The organism is Shewanella sp. KJ2020 (assembly GCF_024197625.1).
Lineage (GTDB): Bacteria > Pseudomonadota > Gammaproteobacteria > Enterobacterales > Shewanellaceae > Shewanella.
Genome location: NZ_JAKUKD010000015.1, coordinates 94,179 through 110,746, shown reverse-complemented (window position 1 = coordinate 110,746; position 16,568 = coordinate 94,179). Strand labels below are relative to the sequence as shown.

General features: G+C 47.0%; 16 protein-coding genes. 11 read left to right on the top strand and 5 right to left on the bottom strand.

Annotation, left to right across the window (positions count from 1 at the left end; all coding sequences use genetic code 11):
- The first annotated feature begins 5 nt into the window (after positions 1–5).
- Positions 6–1,196, top strand: coding sequence for a lipopolysaccharide assembly protein LapB (locus MJO46_RS09520; RefSeq protein WP_253989100.1), 1,191 nt, complete (start codon positions 6–8; stop codon positions 1,194–1,196).
- Positions 1,197–1,542: 346 nt separating this feature from the next.
- Positions 1,543–2,610: a 3-deoxy-7-phosphoheptulonate synthase AroG gene (gene aroG, locus MJO46_RS09515; RefSeq protein WP_253989099.1), complete on the top strand. Its 1,068-nt coding sequence runs from the start codon at positions 1,543–1,545 to the stop codon at positions 2,608–2,610.
- 63 nt (positions 2,611–2,673) lie between these two features.
- Here aroG and MJO46_RS09510 read toward each other — a convergent pair whose 3' ends face one another.
- Positions 2,674–2,850 carry a hypothetical protein gene (locus MJO46_RS09510; protein WP_198781065.1) on the bottom strand — a complete coding sequence of 59 codons (177 nt, stop codon included), beginning with the start codon at positions 2,848–2,850 and terminating at the stop codon, positions 2,674–2,676.
- Positions 2,851–3,287: 437 nt separating this feature from the next.
- Between MJO46_RS09510 and MJO46_RS09505 the strand changes: the two genes are divergently transcribed.
- Both MJO46_RS09505 and MJO46_RS09500 read left to right on the top strand, forming a co-directional pair.
- Positions 3,288–5,084, top strand: a complete 1,797-nt coding sequence (locus MJO46_RS09505; RefSeq protein WP_253989098.1) for an ABC transporter ATP-binding protein/permease — start codon at positions 3,288–3,290, stop codon at positions 5,082–5,084.
- A gap of 68 nt (positions 5,085–5,152) precedes the next feature.
- Positions 5,153–5,410, top strand: coding sequence for a hypothetical protein (locus MJO46_RS09500; RefSeq protein WP_253989097.1), 258 nt, complete (start codon positions 5,153–5,155; stop codon positions 5,408–5,410).
- 58 nt (positions 5,411–5,468) lie between these two features.
- Here MJO46_RS09500 and MJO46_RS09495 read toward each other — a convergent pair whose 3' ends face one another.
- The 3 genes from MJO46_RS09495 to MJO46_RS09485 all read right to left on the bottom strand — a co-directional run bounded on the left by MJO46_RS09495 (position 5,469) and on the right by MJO46_RS09485 (position 7,926).
- Positions 5,469–5,678 (bottom strand): hypothetical protein, encoded by a 210-nt coding sequence (locus MJO46_RS09495; RefSeq protein WP_233095530.1) that lies wholly within the window; start codon positions 5,676–5,678, stop codon positions 5,469–5,471.
- Between the two features lie 149 nt (positions 5,679–5,827).
- Positions 5,828–7,318 (bottom strand): FMN-binding glutamate synthase family protein, encoded by a 1,491-nt coding sequence (locus tag MJO46_RS09490; RefSeq protein ID WP_253989096.1) that lies wholly within the window; start codon positions 7,316–7,318, stop codon positions 5,828–5,830.
- Between the two features lie 11 nt (positions 7,319–7,329).
- On the bottom strand, positions 7,330–7,926 hold the full coding sequence (locus MJO46_RS09485; protein ID WP_253989095.1) for a phosphoglycerate mutase family protein: 597 nt from the start codon (positions 7,924–7,926) through the stop codon (positions 7,330–7,332).
- Positions 7,927–8,097: 171 nt separating this feature from the next.
- Here MJO46_RS09485 and MJO46_RS09480 point away from each other — a divergent pair, with 171 nt between their 5' ends.
- The 3 genes from MJO46_RS09480 (at position 8,098) to MJO46_RS09470 (ending at position 10,242) form a co-directional block, all read left to right on the top strand.
- Positions 8,098–8,724, top strand: coding sequence for a DUF5610 domain-containing protein (locus MJO46_RS09480; RefSeq protein ID WP_253989094.1), 627 nt, complete (start codon positions 8,098–8,100; stop codon positions 8,722–8,724).
- 111 nt (positions 8,725–8,835) lie between these two features.
- Positions 8,836–9,585, top strand: coding sequence for a ferredoxin--NADP reductase (locus MJO46_RS09475; protein ID WP_253989093.1), 750 nt, complete (start codon positions 8,836–8,838; stop codon positions 9,583–9,585).
- Between the two features lie 60 nt (positions 9,586–9,645).
- On the top strand, positions 9,646–10,242 hold the full coding sequence (locus MJO46_RS09470) for a glutathione S-transferase N-terminal domain-containing protein (RefSeq protein WP_198781058.1): 597 nt from the start codon (positions 9,646–9,648) through the stop codon (positions 10,240–10,242).
- A gap of 15 nt (positions 10,243–10,257) precedes the next feature.
- On the opposite strand, the gene MJO46_RS09465 is transcribed toward MJO46_RS09470, so the two are convergent.
- Entirely contained in the window at positions 10,258–10,680 is a 423-nt protein-coding gene (locus MJO46_RS09465) for a hypothetical protein (protein ID WP_253989092.1), read from the bottom strand.
- 219 nt (positions 10,681–10,899) lie between these two features.
- Between MJO46_RS09465 and MJO46_RS09460 the strand changes: the two genes are divergently transcribed.
- The 4 genes from MJO46_RS09460 (at position 10,900) to ggt (ending at position 16,517) form a co-directional block, all read left to right on the top strand.
- Positions 10,900–11,907, top strand: a complete 1,008-nt coding sequence (locus MJO46_RS09460) for a Fe(3+) ABC transporter substrate-binding protein (RefSeq protein WP_253989091.1) — start codon at positions 10,900–10,902, stop codon at positions 11,905–11,907.
- A gap of 85 nt (positions 11,908–11,992) precedes the next feature.
- The gene (locus MJO46_RS09455) at positions 11,993–13,624 is read left to right on the top strand and encodes an iron ABC transporter permease (protein WP_253989090.1); all 1,632 of its coding nucleotides are present in this window, start codon (positions 11,993–11,995) and stop codon (positions 13,622–13,624) included.
- Positions 13,624–14,673 carry an ABC transporter ATP-binding protein gene (locus MJO46_RS09450; RefSeq protein ID WP_253989089.1) on the top strand — a complete coding sequence of 350 codons (1,050 nt, stop codon included), beginning with the start codon at positions 13,624–13,626 and terminating at the stop codon, positions 14,671–14,673. Before MJO46_RS09455 ends, MJO46_RS09450 begins: the two co-directional genes overlap by 1 nt.
- A gap of 131 nt (positions 14,674–14,804) precedes the next feature.
- Positions 14,805–16,517 carry a gamma-glutamyltransferase gene (gene ggt / locus MJO46_RS09445; RefSeq protein WP_253989088.1) on the top strand — a complete coding sequence of 571 codons (1,713 nt, stop codon included), beginning with the start codon at positions 14,805–14,807 and terminating at the stop codon, positions 16,515–16,517.
- The last annotated feature ends 51 nt before the right edge of the window (positions 16,518–16,568 follow it).

Sequence of the window (16,568 nt, the reverse complement as noted above, 5' to 3'; positions counted from 1 at the left end):
GATATATGTCGACACTATTCCGAGCCGTCTATTCGAGTGCCATTTATGGCCTATTGCTTTGCCAATTGTGGGCATGTAGCTCAAGCCCTGTCGTGCCCAAGGCCGATGAAGTCGAATCTTTGTTCGCCGATAGCCTTTTTGCGCCAGTGACGGACATTCCTTCAGCCGAGGACATTTTTTATTTACCACCGGATGCCGTGACTGAAGTGAGGGGGGCATTCGAACGATATAGCCTATCCCACTCTAACACTTTGTCCGCGCATGAATGGTTGGCCAACTATATTAATGCCAATCAAACCAGTACCCAGCGTGATTTCCGATATCAAGATAACCTGACACAAGTCGCCAGTGAAACCTACGCTCAGCGGGCGGGTAACTGCATGTCGCTGGTGGTGATGACCTCGGCCTTGGCGGATATTTTTAATATTGAGACTGAGTTTCAAGATATTGCCATTGAGCCCGTGTGGGATAAGCAAGGGGATTTTTATCTGATCAATGGCCATGTGAATTTACGTTTACTGCCACCGGCAAATACGCACACTGTGTATGTCTCATCCCGTGCCATACTCGTTGATTTTATGCCGGAACGGGCTTTGCGGGGATACGATAAAACCCAAATTAATCGGCAGACGTTAATTACCATGTTTTACAATAACATGGCTGCAGAAGCCCTCGTGAGTGGTGATTTAGACCGAGCCTACGCTCTGATTAAAGTCGGTTTAAAAGAGGGGCAATTTGTTCCAGCATTCAATACGTTGGCGGTTATTTATCGGCATAGAGGGGATGAAAAGCGCGCCGAGCAAGTGTATCGCTACGCGCTAAAATTCGATGCGAATAATATGACAACACTCTATAACTTAGCGGTAATTTTAGGGAATCAAGGTCGCTTAGATGAATGGGCTGAAGTCCATAAAGTGCTTGAGTTGGCGCGAATTCGCAATCCCTATTACTACTATGATATGGCGCAGCAAGCCTTTGATGAGCATCAATATGATGAAGCCTTGGCTTGGTATCAAAGGGCGCTTGCACGGGCGGATTATCGCCATGAGTTTTTCTTTGGCCTTTCCCAAACATACTGGGCGTTAGGGGATGAGAAACGCGCTAAGCTCAATATGGAAAAAGCCATGGCATTGAGCGCTGATGAGACAGATAAACACCGCTATCAGGCAAAATTACAGGCAATGAAACGGCATTAACCGCTGTAGCTTTATGTTTCGTTGAACGAGACTTACCGCAAAAAATCGCTCTAGTGCATTTTGTGGCTAGAGCTGATGTTATTCACTTGAGTAGACATTCCCGCCGATGATTTTTAACCCGCCATATTCGATTTTATTCAATAAGACTGTGAATACCGTCGTATATTTGAATTTATGATTTTTAAAAATATATTAAAACAATAAGTTATATTTGATTTATTGAAATAGAGACAACTTGGTTGCATTAACGGGGCAGACTGGATAAATTGAACTCAGTATTGCAGTTGAGATCCAATATAGCAGCGATAAAAAATAGCCTAAAATACCAGAGTTGGAGCAGTAAATTATGTATTACCAAAACGATGACGTTCGCATTAAAGAAGTAAAAGAGTTACTTCCACCGATTGCGATTCTAGAACGATTTCCTGCTTCCGAAAAAGCCTCTGCAACTGTGTTTAACGCGCGTCAAAGCATACATAATATTCTTGCTAAACAGGATGATCGCCTCTTAGTTGTCATTGGGCCTTGCTCCATTCACGATCCTAAAGCCGCACTGGAATATGGCCAGCGCCTCGTCGCACTGCGGGAGCGTTATCAAGATCAACTAGAAATCGTGATGCGAGTGTATTTTGAAAAGCCAAGAACGACAGTCGGTTGGAAAGGATTAATTAATGATCCCTATATGGATAACAGCTTTAAACTCAACGATGGCTTACGCACCGCCCGAAAATTATTAGTCGATTTAAACGACTGTGGTATGCCTACCGCCGGTGAGTTTCTCGATATGATCACGCCGCAATACGTGGCAGATCTGATGTGTTGGGGAGCCATAGGTGCGCGCACGACTGAGTCTCAAGTACACCGTGAATTAGCCTCTGGGCTTTCCTGCCCAGTGGGCTTTAAGAATGGTACGGACGGTACGATAAAAGTGGCGATCGATGCGATCGGAGCCGCTAATGCACCACATCATTTTCTGTCAGTCACTAAGTTTGGCCATTCTGCCATCGTCTCGACTAAGGGCAATCCCGATTGCCACATTATTTTGCGTGGCGGCCGGGAGCCTAACTATAGTGCTCCGCATGTCGCTCAGATCAGCGAACAACTGCAAAGAGCTAAGCTTGCCGACAACGTAATGATCGATTTTAGCCATGCCAATAGCAGTAAGCAGTATCAGCGCCAAATGGTGGTGGCACAGGATGTTGCCGAACAAGTCGGTGCAGGCAATCGAGCGATTTTTGGGGTAATGGTTGAAAGCCACCTAGTGGAAGGACGCCAGGACCTAGTTGAAGGCCAAGCGTTATGCTATGGCCAGAGCATTACCGATGCCTGTATCGGTTGGGAAGACACAGAGCGCCTTCTTGCCGTGTTAAATCAGAGCATTGTGGAGCGCCGTCGCGGTAAGTCATTGGACTGAGCTAAGTGTTTTATCGCTTAGCGGCACAAAAGCAAAGGCGCTATTTTAGCGCCTTTATTTTTATTATTTATTGCTCATTTCGGCTAAATATTCGTTAGCTTTGGCTAAGCTGCCAAAGGCAGCAATCAGGTTATTTCGACCTTTATCCTGAATCTCTGGATTACCTGATTCTATCATCATCCACACCCAAGTTTGGATGAGTGGTAATGGTGGGTATTGAACTTTAGCGGAATCCAACATAAAGCTTCCTTTGACCTTGATTTAATTGAATAATCTTAATGTTATTTTGGGATAGATGTTTACAGATTTTTCATCACACTAACTAATATTCAGAGCCTCGCCAATGCTGCAATTTTACATCTCTTTTCCCTAGGGCATTTTGGGTAAAACAGAAAAAATAATCAACTCTAGAAACCCCAATGTTACGAGCTATTTTAACGTGTCTCATACCGATAAAATGTCCCTCAACCCTGTATTTTCATTTACGAGAGTAGGATTGGGATTATAAGTCATAAGCATGACATTTTTATCACTGTTGAAGGTAAATTTTACCTAATGGGGAGTCCTAGGTCTGTCAGATTAATCTGATTGATTTTATTCAAACTTTGCTTAATTGACTTCGCTTAATATCGCCGTCTGCTGTTACAATTGCCCTAACTCAGTAAAGGTTAAGACATATGCGCCCCACATTATACTTTGAAGGTCCGGTCGATAAACTCAACTGGCATGTGCTCAAGTTGCTTTGGCCCTATTTACTTGAATACAAAGGTCGCATCATCCTCGCTATGTCCTGTCTTGTGGTCGCAAAACTGGCCAGTGTTGGACTTCCCTTCATTCTTAAAAATTTAGTCGATACCTTAGATGCGGATAAAACGGCGCAGGCTCTAAGTGTGCCCGTTGGTTTAGTCTTAGCCTATGGCGCAGTGCGATTATTGACCGCTATTACGGGGGAAATCCGTGACACTTTATTTGGCCGTGTTACGGAGCGCGCAATTCGACGTTTAGGTCTTGCCGTATTCGATCACTTGCACCGACTCGATTTGGATTTTCATCTGGAACGTAAAACCGGCGGTTTATCCCGAGATATCGAGCGCGGCACTAGTGGTGTGAGCTTTTTGATGCGTTTTATGGTGTTCAATATAGTGCCAACGTTATTGGAGATTGCCATGGTCATCGGCATCTTCTTTTATAATTACGGCATTGCCTTTGCGGCGATCACTTTCTTCTCTGTATTGGCTTACATCTTGTTTTCTATTATCGCAACCGAGTGGCGCACTGAATATGTGCGCGATGCGGCCAAAGCCGATTCGCTGTCTAATACCCGTGCCATCGACAGTTTGCTGAACTATGAAACCGTAAAGTATTTCAATAATGAGCAGTATGAATCGTCTCGATACGATCAAGCGCTAGAACAGTGGGAGGTCGCTAAGCGTAAAAACCGTTTATCTTTATTTGCGCTCAACGGCGGACAGGCGTTGATTATTGCGTTGGCGATGACGGCTATGATGGCATTGGCAGCCTATAAAGTGACCTATGGCGAAATGACCTTAGGGGATTTTGTGCTGATCAATGCCTTTATGATGCAGCTCTTTATCCCTTTGAACTTCTTAGGTTTTGTCTATCGTGAAATTCGTGGCGCCTTAGCTAATATTGAGCGAATGTTTGGTTTGTTGGATAAACATCCTAGCATTGTTGATTCGACGGACGCCTTAGATTTTCAACCCTCTAAGGGCGAGCTTTGCTTCGAAAATGTTAACTTTAGCTATGATGACAGACAAATTTTGCGGGATGTCAGCTTCAAAGTGGCAGCAGGTAAAAAAGTCGCCGTAGTGGGAGACAGCGGTGCCGGAAAGTCGACGCTGATTAAGTTGTTGTTCCGATTTTACGATGTGGATAGGGGAGCTATTAGGATCGACGGCCAGGATATTCGTCATCTTACCCAGGATGCATTGCGCCGCGCCATCGCCATAGTGCCGCAGGACACTGTGCTATTTAATGATTCACTGGTTGAAAATATTCGCTATGGCCGCCCAAGCGCAAGCGATGAAGAAGTGCGCAATGCCATTAAACTTGCCCATTTAGAGCAGTTTGTCGCATCACTTTCCCAGGGGTGGGATACCAAGGTGGGCGAGCGTGGCTTAAAGCTTTCGGGTGGGGAAAAACAGCGGGTTGCCATTGCGCGGGCGATTTTAAAAGGCTCGCCCGTGCTGGTGTTTGATGAGGCCACATCATCCCTCGATAGCCGTTCCGAGCAGGCTATCTTGTCGGCATTGCGGGAAGTCGCCAAGGGCCACACCAGTCTGGTTGTTGCCCATCGACTCTCGACTATCATAGATGCGGATCAGATTGTTGTCTTGAGTCAGGGAGAGATAGTCGAGCAGGGAAACCACACAGCGCTATTGGCGAAGGATGGCTTATATGCCAAATTGTGGCGGATACAAAATGAGCAGTCCGAAACGCCTTTAGACCATTAATAGTTCAGTCTTTATTCAGCTTCGGTTCTCTATACTCAAATAACTAACAATTATAAGAGGTGCATTGCATGGAGAATATGACGTTAAGAGTCAATATTGAAGGCAAAGAGGAAAAGGTCGACACAGATTGGTTTGCTATTATGGCGACCTTAAAAAAACGCGGTGTTGACTATGACTCCCTTCTGCGAATTCACGCAGAGCTCAATGCGGGATTGAAGGTGACGACTCGGCGTCTCACCTTGGCCAAATTCAATCAAGACATGAATTTGGGTGGCATAATTCGTGAGGCGGGTGCTTATCAGGGCAATGCTCAAGGAATATGTTAGCGTGGGGACAAATTTAACGTATAAGTTATTGGTACGCAGAATGAAAGGGAATATTGGTTCACCATATTCCCTTTATTTTGTTCGCCTTCCAACCCTCGCACAACAAATTTAATTTTGCTGTCGATTCCTCGATGAGTGTGAGCCGAATAATTTGGCCTTCACGAAAACACACCAGCTCGCCTTCGATTTCGGTCAAGCGATTACAGCTCTTACAGCTCGTGCTTACAGTTTTACTGACTGGCAGTTGGCCTACATAGCTTGAATTCAAAAGTGTTTCCTTAAATTTCTGTACCGTTAAGACATTCGATTAATGCTTACTTCACAGATCTTACCTCTTTTGTGATATGCATTCAAATATACCTTACCTCAGTCAGTATAGACAAAAGTAGTAGCAGCCCGCTAGTGCGGGCCTTAGCGCTATTGATTTATGTGTGAATAGTATTTGTCGAGGGAGAGTGACATGCCGCTATCGAGCACGATTCGTACATGGGTGGGCTTAAGTTGTCTTGGTTCGCTGACGCCACAGGAATGAGCGATCAACGCCAAGTCGTGGTGTAAATTATGATTATAATTGGCGACTCGGGTTGACTTATCCCTAGGATCTAATCCCTGTTGGAGTTTCTTATTGTGGGTGGTAATACCCGTTGGGCAGGTATCTTTATTACACTGTAAGGCTTGGATGCAGCCGAGGGCAAACATATTACCACGGGCCGATGCGATAAAATCGGCACCTAATGCTAACGCCCAAGCCACCCGTGAAGGTACGATAAGCTTACCGGAGGCTATGACTTTAATACGTTTACGCAATCCTCGTTGGATCAAAATGTTAACCAGAATCGGTAGACTTTCCTTCAGCGGTAAACCAACATAATCCATCAGCGGTTGCGGCGCGGCTCCGGTGCCGCCATCGGCACTGTCTAAGGTAAAAAAGTCGGGGGCAGAATTCTCCCCACGGCGCTCGATTTCATCGCACAAATCTTCGAGCCATTGCACGTCGCCGAGTACGGCTTTGATGCCAGTCGGTTTACCTGTGACCTCCCGTACTCTGGCTATCATGTCCAGAATATCCCCTACATTTTTAAATTCGATGTGGCCATTGGGGCTGATAGAGTCCTGCCCTTGGGGAATGCCACGAATGTGGGCGATTTCTTCGGTCACTTTAAGGCCGGGTAATATGCCTCCTTTACCGGGTTTAGCCCCTTGGCTCATTTTAATTTCGAACATTTTGACTTCGGGATGTGCCGCTATGGTCTTCAGTTTTTCATCGTCTAAATGGCCGTGTTCGTTACGTACGCCGTATTTGGCCGTGCCAATTTGAAAGACCAGATCGCAGCCACCCTTCAGATGATAGGGGCTCAAGCCGCCTTCACCCGTGTTAAGCCAACAACCCGCCTGCGCCGCGCCATGGGAAAGGGCGGTGATTGCTGGGCGTGATAGTGCGCCAAAGCTCATCGCTGAAATATGGCAGATGGCCTGTGTGGTGTAGGGGTGGCGACAGTGGCTACCAATCGTGAGTGGGTGAATGGGCGTGATATCTTCATCTTGGGTAGGGAAGGCGGTATTCATAAACATAATAGTGCCGGCACTATCCAAGGGACGTGTCGAGCCAAAGGCGATGGTTCTATCTACATTTTTCGCTGCGCGGTACACCCAACTTCGTTCGGCGCGGTTAAATGGCAGTTCCTCCCTGTCCTGGGCGAAAAAGTATTGTCTAAAAAATTCACCTTGTTTTTCGAATAGATATCTAAAACGACCTATCACGGGATAGTTGTGTCTCACCGCTTGTTTCGTTTGCATCTTATCGGCAATGTACATGTACACAATGGCGAGTACACCGCATCCAATGAGGATCAAAAAGAGTCCAGAGAATAGATCTAGCCCCCACATAAACCAATTGAGTTCGTTCATCTTGTTATCCTTTATTCTTGGCCGTAGCGAGTCGAAATAAGGCTCGCAGGCTGTCCTTCATTGAGGGAGAGTAAAAATAGTTGGCTGTAATCATCTTCGCCTATCGCAGGGATTTCAGGGCCCCCAAGGGCTTTGATAATAAGGGGAACCGTATTGGAATGCCCAGCGATGAGAGTATTGCCTTTGACCGCATGCACTTGTTCGGTGATTTGCTGCACGTGTTCTGCTATCGCTTTGGTTGCTGGCACAACAGTGACAGGCAAATGGCGGGCTTGGGCTATTGGCGTTAGTGTTTGTTGTGTTCGTTGATATTGTGTCGCAATAAGTTGGGATATGGGGGTGCGATTGAGGGCACTAATGAGGGCGGTAGCGCGTATTTCCCCCGCGGGAGATAATGTCGGGTCCGCCGCTGGCGAGTCGGCTTTTTCGGCATGTCTGACTAAAATAATCAGCCTACTGTCTGCAATAGCTTGATTAATCGGGGTTAAACCAAGGCTGATAAATACCACCAGGCTGGCCAATAGCAGCGCAGGTGATATGGGAAAGCGCCTAAGGGTGCCAGCCAAGGCGTGAAAGTGGAAAAAGTGTAAACTGTGGTCTGCTACCATTGTGTTACATCCTTTTAGATAGGCTAATGCAATGGGTTAAGGGAGAATGATCTTATAATCCCTTTTCTACCATAGCGTTGCGGCATGATGGTACTGTAAATCTAAAAATTACTAAAGTTGGTTAATTTTTGGTCGATAATTAAGTCGACCCAAATTGAATGGATGACCATCATGGAAATCAACAAAGCCCCGCATATGCCGCACACACCTGCGTCACAAAGAAAGTATGCAGAAAATATGGCGGTAAAGGGGGATGAAGCAAGCGATTCAAAAAATGCAAAAGCCGTTGAAGCGACTTCCGCACAAACCGCACAGCAAACCAGTAAACAGCTGATGAACCAAGCGATTCTATCGGCGCAGCAGGATGTGAATATCAAGGCTGGCGATGAGTCTATGACCTTACTCTATCGCGCCGCAATCGAAGCGATCAACAAAGAATTAGCGCCGTCCATGGGCGATAACGCGATTCAAACCGCCTACGACAATGGTGTCGATACCTCCCCAGAGGCCACAGCCGACCGCATAGTGAGTTTTGCAACTCAGTTCTTTAGCATTCATCAACAGCAGAATTCGGGGATGGATTTTGATGAGCAGCTCGAGAGTTTTATGGGCATTATTGGTGGCGCTATCGATAACGGTTTTAAGGAAGCGAGGGATATTTTGTCGGGCCTTAAGGTATTGCAGGGAGACATTGCCGATGGCGTAGATAAAACCTACAGCCTAGTGCAAGAGGGTCTGCAAGCCTTTAGGGATAGCTTTAATAAAAAGCCAGATGAGACACAATCTACAGCATCTTAGCTCCGCCATTGCTCGGTTGGTAAACTTAAGCCCCTTTTGATAAGGGGTTTTTGTTATGCCGATAAAAGTCTATGCTAGAAACCTATTTAACGTTTCACTTGGGGACAAGTTATGTGGACTAGGGGACGAGTTATTGAACGTATTGATTGGAGTGATAAGTTATTTTCGCTGCGGATTGCCGCCGACCTTGCACCTTTTATTCCCGGCCAGTTTATCAAACTCAGTCAAGTGCGTGATGATAAACGCGTTGCCAGAGCCTACTCCCTCGTTAATTCCCCCGATAAAGCCTACGCCGAAGTGCTCGCGATTGCGGTAGAGGATGGGCAATTATCTCCGCAATTACAAAACCTTGTTATTGGCGATGAAATTGATATAACCCCAACTGCAACGGGTTTTATGACCTTAGATGAAATCCCCAAGGGTGAGTTACAAGGGCGGCATTTGTGGTTTTTAGCCACAGGTACTGCGGTGGGGCCGTTCTTATCTATGCTCGATACCGATGAACCTTGGCAACGCTTTGATAAAATCGTATTAGTGTATGGTGTGAGGGAGGCGAAGGATCTGGCCTACCTCGATAAACTGCGAGCCTATGAGCAACAATATCCCAATCAGTTTATTTTGTGTTTGAGCGTGACCCGTGAACCCTTTGAAGGGGCGTTGCAGTGCCGCATTCCCGATGGTTTAGCCTCTGGGGAGATTGAGCGAAAAGTCGGGTTAACCCTGTGCGCGGCGGACTCTCAAGTCATGATTTGCGGTAATCCCGGCATGATAAATGGTGCTCAGGCGGCATTGGTGGATAAAGGTCTCACTAAAAATTTACGCCGTGCCCCAGGGCAGATAACAGTCGAAAAATATTGGTAAACCTTACGGTTTTTATTAGCTAATTAGTACTGAAATTAAAACAAGTAAAAGGAATGATTAATGAAATTGCTCTGTTCCCAAGCATCACCCTATGCCCGCTGCGTTAGAAGCCTGATCCGCTATTTAGACATTAAAGATATTGAAGAAGTGACAGTGAATCCCTTTGAAAACACGGCTGAATTACTTGATGCAAATCCACTGGGTCAAATCCCCTGTCTTATTACTAACGACGGTGTCCCACTGTTTGATAGTGAAGTGATTATGCGCTATCTAGATGCTGAGTTAGGTGAGCTGCAGATGTTTGGCGGTCATAGGGATAATTGGGTATTACAGTGTCATTTTTCTATGATAAAAGGGCTTATCGATAGCGCGGTAAAATTACGCCAGGAGCAAATGCGTGAGGAAGAGGGGGTGAGATCGGCCTTTTGGACTTCGCGGTTTGAGCAGGCGCTACTGCGCGGTTTGATGCAAATGGAACACCTCAAGGTGATCACGCAAGCCACGATTCAAGCGCCACAATTGGCCTTAATTTGCTTATTGGATTACGTGGATTTTAGGCATCCAGAGTTAGATTGGCGAAAAGTGGCTCCAGCTACCGCGCTCTGGTTTAGTGAGATGCGTGAACTCCCCGCATTTATTGAAACTCGTCCACAATAATCCACTAGAGGCGCATCAATAGTCCGTTGTGCGCCTTCCCTTTGATCTATTTCGTTGATTTTGCTCACCAAAAATTCCAAAAAGCTCCCGGGTAACGCCATAGTCGACTCTGCGTTCATTGCTTGACTGGCGTCTGTCTTCAAAGTGTTGATACCGACACTCGCAGTGTGGCATGGTGCATTCTTCCATGGGAAGCGCCGGCGCTTCTTTTGATAAAAAACGCTTACCAGTGAGGGCGTTGACTTGCTCGCAGCAATCGCCTTTATTCACTATGCTGACGCAGTGAAAGCGATGCTCTTGAGCAGTCGGGTTGGTAGCATCGCGACCATTGGAACTTAGGGTTTTCAAATGATGTTTACGTCTTTTTTTGCCCTTGCTTAGTTTGGCTAGCGCAAATATCGTAAGAGCGGCTACGATAACCAATAGCACAGTTAACATAACGCCTCCCCATCGCCATTTTATGCAAATTAAGGTTCAGTTTAGTTTGATTTGAGATAATCACCAGTTTTGAATTTAATTGCTTTAAAAACAAAAAGTTAAATTCCATGTTGCCCTCGTCTTATCTATCAATTACTCTTACATAACTGATAACTATTATCATTAGTAGGCTTGGTTAATTCGGGCGAGTAATGTCATATCCTTGGGGAGAAATCGGTAATGAAATGGGTAACTTGTGCTGTTTTTGTTGGGTTAATGTCCGCTGCACACTCTGCGAGTGCACAGGATAAGTTAACGGTTTATTCTTACCGTCAAGCCTTCTTAGTCGAGCCGATCTTGACTCGCTTTACCGAAGAAACGGGCATTAGGGTCGATGTGGTCTTTGCGAAAGATGGCATTGCCGAGCGGCTTGTCCGGGAAGGTCGATTGTCTCCCGCGGATTTAGTATTGACTTCAGATTTCTCACGTCTAGTTGAATTGGTTGATAAAGATCTCACCTCTCCGGTAAAAAGCACCCAGTTAGACACTAACATTCCAGCACAATACCGTGATCCTGAAGGCCAATGGTATGCCTTGACGATGCGGGTCCGAAATCTTTACACGGCGAAGGATCGTTTAGGGCCGCAGCAAATCACCTATGAAGAACTTGCCGATCCTAAATACAAAGGCAAAATCTGTACCCGCAGTGGTAAACATCCCTACAATGTCGCACTGGTTGCTTCTATGATTGCCCACCACGGCGAAGCTGAGGCTAAAACCTGGTTGCAGGGCGTTAAGGATAACTTGGCCCGTAATCCCCAGGGGAACGATAGGGGGCAAATTGCAGCGGTGAAAGAAGGGGTGTGTGATATCGCCTTAGGCAACAGTTATTACTATGGCAATATGTTGCAGGACCCAGAGCAAAAAGCGGTGGCAGAGGCGGTAGTGATTAATTTCCCGAATCAAGCCGATCGCGGCGCCCACGTGAATGTGTCCGGTATGGTGTTGACCCGCCATGCACCTAATAAGGCAAATGCTATCAAATTGATGGAGTTTTTATCGGCGGATGTTGCTCAAAAAGCCTATGCCGAAGTCAACATGGAATATCCGGTAAAGGCGAATGTGCCGCCGTCACCCTTAGTGGCCTCATGGGGCGAGTTTAAGTCAGACCAATTGCCTATCTTTAAATTGGCCGAATATCATCAGGCTGCGGTTAAGTTGTTGGATGAAGTGCAGTTCGACCTCTAATTATGTTTTTGCTAAACACATAAACTTAGGCCGAATTGCAGAGTATTAGTGCGCCATTCATTGGCGCCATTTTTTAAGGATTGACATGATTTTAGGATTAGCCAGGAGCTGGTCGCTTGCTGGTTATGCCATGGGTGCATTATTTGTGTTGCCTTTATTTGCGCTGATATTTCAGGCGCTACAGCCCGATGAAGCTGTATTTGGGCATTTAATGGCAACTGTGTTACCCACCTATATCATCAACAGTTTATTGCTGATTTTTTGGGTGAGTGTAGGGGCGCTTTTGCTCGCGCTGCCCTGCGCTTGGCTGGTAGCGCGTTGTGAATTTTGGGGGCGGCATTATTTACAGTGGGCACTGCTACTGCCACTGGCCATGCCCGGATATATTGTCGCCTACGTTTACACCGATTTACTCGATTATGCGGGACCTGTGCAGCGCGGTCTGCGTTCATTGTTTGGTTGGAACTCGCCGCAGGATTATTCCTTCCCCGATATTCGCACCCTAGGCGGCGCGGCCTGTATTTTGTCGCTGGTGTTATTCCCCTATATTTATTTGCTGGCACGTACTGCGTTTGCCGAACAATCCTTAAGCTTGGCCCATGCTTCGCGCATCATGGGATGCTCACCTTGGCAGAGTTTTTGGCGGCTTTCTTTGCCTATGGCAAGGCCAGCGATCGCCGTTGGTATTGCCTTAGTTGCCATGGAGACCGCCGCTGATTTTGCCACTGTGAGTTATTTTGCTGTGCCCACTTTAACGACGGCCGTGTACGATACTTGGCTTGGCTACGGAAACTTAACCGCCGCCGCTAAGTTATCGGCGATTATTCTGCTGGTGGTGTTTAGCTTGATTGGGTTTGAGCGTTTTGCCCGCCGTAAACAGCAGCTCTTTCAAAAACAGTCGCACATTCGAGTCAGTGATTTATATCGACTTTCGACAGGGCAAACCCTGCTGGCACTTAGCTTCTGCGGTCTACTCTTGCTGTTAGCTTTTGCTCTGCCCTTTGGTATTTTATTAGCCTATGCGATTGGTTATTTTGAACAAAGTTGGGACCCTCGCTTCTGGCTCTTGAGTTTTAATAGTTTAAGTCTTGCGCTGATCACTAGCTTAATTTGCTGTTTAGTGGCGTTATTACTGATGTTTATTCGCCGTATTAGCCCTAGGGGGAGCGATGCCTTACCCTCACGCTTAGCTTCGACGGGTTATGCGCTACCGGGCACAGTGCTCGCCATTGGCGTGCTGGTGCCTTTAACTATGCTCGACTTTGCGATTAATGATTTGGCGGATCTTTTTGGGGTAAAAGGACCTGGGTTGTTATTCACTGGGAGTGTTATGGCGCTGATCTTTGCCTTTTGCGTACGTTTTGTCGCTATCGCCATTGGTAGCGTTGAGAGCAGTTATAAACGCATCTCGCCATCGCTAGACATGGTGAGTTTGACTATGGGGCAAACTCCTAGGCAACTTTTGCGGCGGGTGCATTTGCCTTTACTTGCTAAGGGATTATTTGCGGGGGCTTTACTGGTGTTTATCGAAAGCATGAAGGAACTGCCCGCCGCCCTATTACTGCGTCCCGTCGGGTTTGAGAACCTAGCAACCTATGTCTTTCAGTTTGTGTCCGATGAAAAACTCGAGCACGGCGCCTTAGCTGCGATAGTGATTGTACTCGTAGGCCTAGTGCCACTCCTTTATTTAAACCGTTCTTTGGAGCACCACAGCTGATGTCAAACACGCTCAAGCTTAGGCAAGTTCATAGTGATTATCAGGGGCAACAGGTGCTCAAAGGCTTGAGTTTAGACCTAGCCCAAGGGGAGATCCTCGCGCTGCTCGGCCCGAGTGGTTGTGGTAAAACAACCCTGTTACGGGCGATTGCCGGATTACAGGCGATTAGCCAAGGCGAAATCCAGATAAATGGCCGTGTTGTGAGTGCTGATAAGCAGTTTGTGCCCAGCGAGCAGCGCGGTATCGGCATGATTTTTCAAGACTATGCGCTTTTTCCCCACTTAACCGTGGCGGAAAATATTCTCTTTGGCGTGGCTAAGTTGTCAGCGGCGCAGCGCCAAGCGCGTTTAGATGACATGCTAGCTTTAGTCAAACTAGAAGGCTTGGCAAAGCGTTATCCCCATGAGTTATCTGGTGGTCAACAGCAGCGCGTCTCGATTGCGCGGGCACTTGCCTATGAACCGCAGTTACTCTTACTCGATGAGCCTTTTTCGAATATCGATGCCCAAGTGCGTTACGAGATGATGGCGGAAATCCGCAGCATTCTAAAACAGCGCAATGTCAGCGCGATATTTGTGACCCATAGTAAGGACGAAGCCTTTGTATTTGCTGATACTTTAGCCATTTTTAACCAAGGCATAATAGTGCAGCACGGCAGTGCCGAAGCCTTGTATGCGGCGCCAAATAGCCGCTATGTGGCAGATTTTTTAGGCAGCGGTAATTACTTGCCCGCCGCAGTCATAGATGGACATAGGGTTAGTACACCGATAGGCCATTTAACCAGTCTCACGCCGTTGGTTTTGCCGCTTGAGTTCAGCGGAACAGTATTTTTGCGTCCCCAGCAATTAGCACTCAGCGCCGATGAACAGGGTGTCGGCACTATTACCGAGCGGCGTTTTCTCGGTGCTTTTTGCCATTACTGGGTCAAAATTGAAGCCGCCTCCCATGCCCATTATGTGGAAGTGCGTAGCCAAATGATGCAGCTCAGCGTGGGTCAAAAAGTGGAGTTAACGGCTGAGCCACATTCCCTAGTGTTATTTGAATCCTAGGCTTACTTACCTCAGCTATCGCCAACTAAAGTATGACATTTTTGCTTACGTTTAACTTAAGCAAAAGCCGTTTGGCTTGGTGATATTTTCGGCTGTCCTTGGTACCTTAATCCTTCAGATTTGGAGGAATTATGATAAAAACAATAAAATCAATTTGCACCTTAGTGACAGTGGCAACGCTAATGTCGTCATCGGGAGTGTTAGCCATGGATAGGATCACAGGTAAAGCCTTTGCAACTCGCTCGGAAGTCTATGCCACCCATGGAATGGCGGCGACTAGCCAACCTTTAGCTACCCAGGTCGCTATCGATATACTCAAACAGGGCGGCAGTGCGGTCGATGCGGCCATTGCCGCTAATGCCATGCTAGGGTTGGTTGAACCTACAGGCTCGGGTGTCGGTGGCGATTTATTTGCTATCGTCTGGAGCGCCAAAGATAAACGCCTCTATGGGCTTAATGCCTCGGGTCGTAGTCCCAAATCCTTAAGTTTAGAAAAACTTAAATCCCTAGGTCTCGATTATCTTCCGCCACTTGGGCCTCTGCCTGTTTCCGTGCCCGGTGCCGTTGATGGCTGGTTCGAGCTGCACAATAAGTTCGGCAAATTGCCTATGGCCGATAATTTAGCGCCAGCGATTGATTACGCTCGTGATGGGTTCCCTGTGTCAGAACTGATTGCCTATTACCTAGAGGGCAGCGGTAAAAAACTCTCTAAATTCCCCGGATTTAAAGAAACCTATATACCTAATGGTAAGATGCCCGCCGTGGGTGAAATCTTTAAAAATCCTGCGCTGGCTAACACCTACGATAAAATTGCCAAGGGCGGCCGCGATGCCTTTTACAAAGGGGATATTGCTAAAAGTATCGATAAATACATCAAGGCCCAAGGTGGCTACCTAAGTTATGACGACTTAGCCAGCCATACTAGTGAATGGATAGATCCGGTTTCGGTCAATTACCGTGGCTATGATGTGTGGGAATTACCGCCCAATGGTCAAGGGATTGCGGCGCTGCAAATCCTAAAAACCATGGAACCCTTCGACGTTGCCGCCATGGGCTTTAATAGCCCAGAATATGTGCATTTATTTGTTGAAGCGAAGAAACTCGCCTTTGCCGACAGGGCTAAGTTCTATGCCGATATGGCTTTTAATAAAGTCCCGGTCACAGAGCTTATCTCGCAGCAATATAACTATGATCGCGCTAAGTTAATCGATCTCAATAAGGCCGCTAAGAGTGTCGATGCGGGTAATCCGGCGCTGCAACACGGCGATACTGTGTATCTCACGACGGCGGATAAAGACGGCAATATGGTGTCGCTTATCCAGAGTAACTACCGTGGCATGGGCTCGGGAATGACACCGCCGGATCTGGGCTTTGTGCTGCAGGACCGTGGGCAGATGTTCGATTTAACCGAAGGGCGATTTAATACCTATGCTCCAGGTAAGCGTCCATTCCATACTATTATTCCCGCCTTTGTGACCAAAGAGGGGAAACCTTGGCTGAGTTTTGGGGTGATGGGCGGCGCAACTCAGCCACAGATGCACGCGCAAATTATTGTCAATCTGATTGATTTTAAAATGAACTTGCAAGAAGCGGGCGATGCCCCCAGAATTTTGCATATGGGTTCAACCGAGCCAACGGGGGAAGTGATGACAGATGGCGGCTACGTTAGTCTGGAATCGGGCTTCCCGGTGGAAACCCGCCGCGAGCTTATCAAGAAGGGTCATGTGCTGCGTGATGGCCTAGGGGATTTTGGTGGTTATCAAGCCATTGGCTTTAATGCCGAAACTGGCGTTTACCGTGGTGCCTCTGAGAGTCGTAAAGATGGCTATGCTGCGGGATATTAAGGCATCGTTTGCTGCCGTTTGACTGAAGCCAAAGGCTAAGTAAACCAAAAT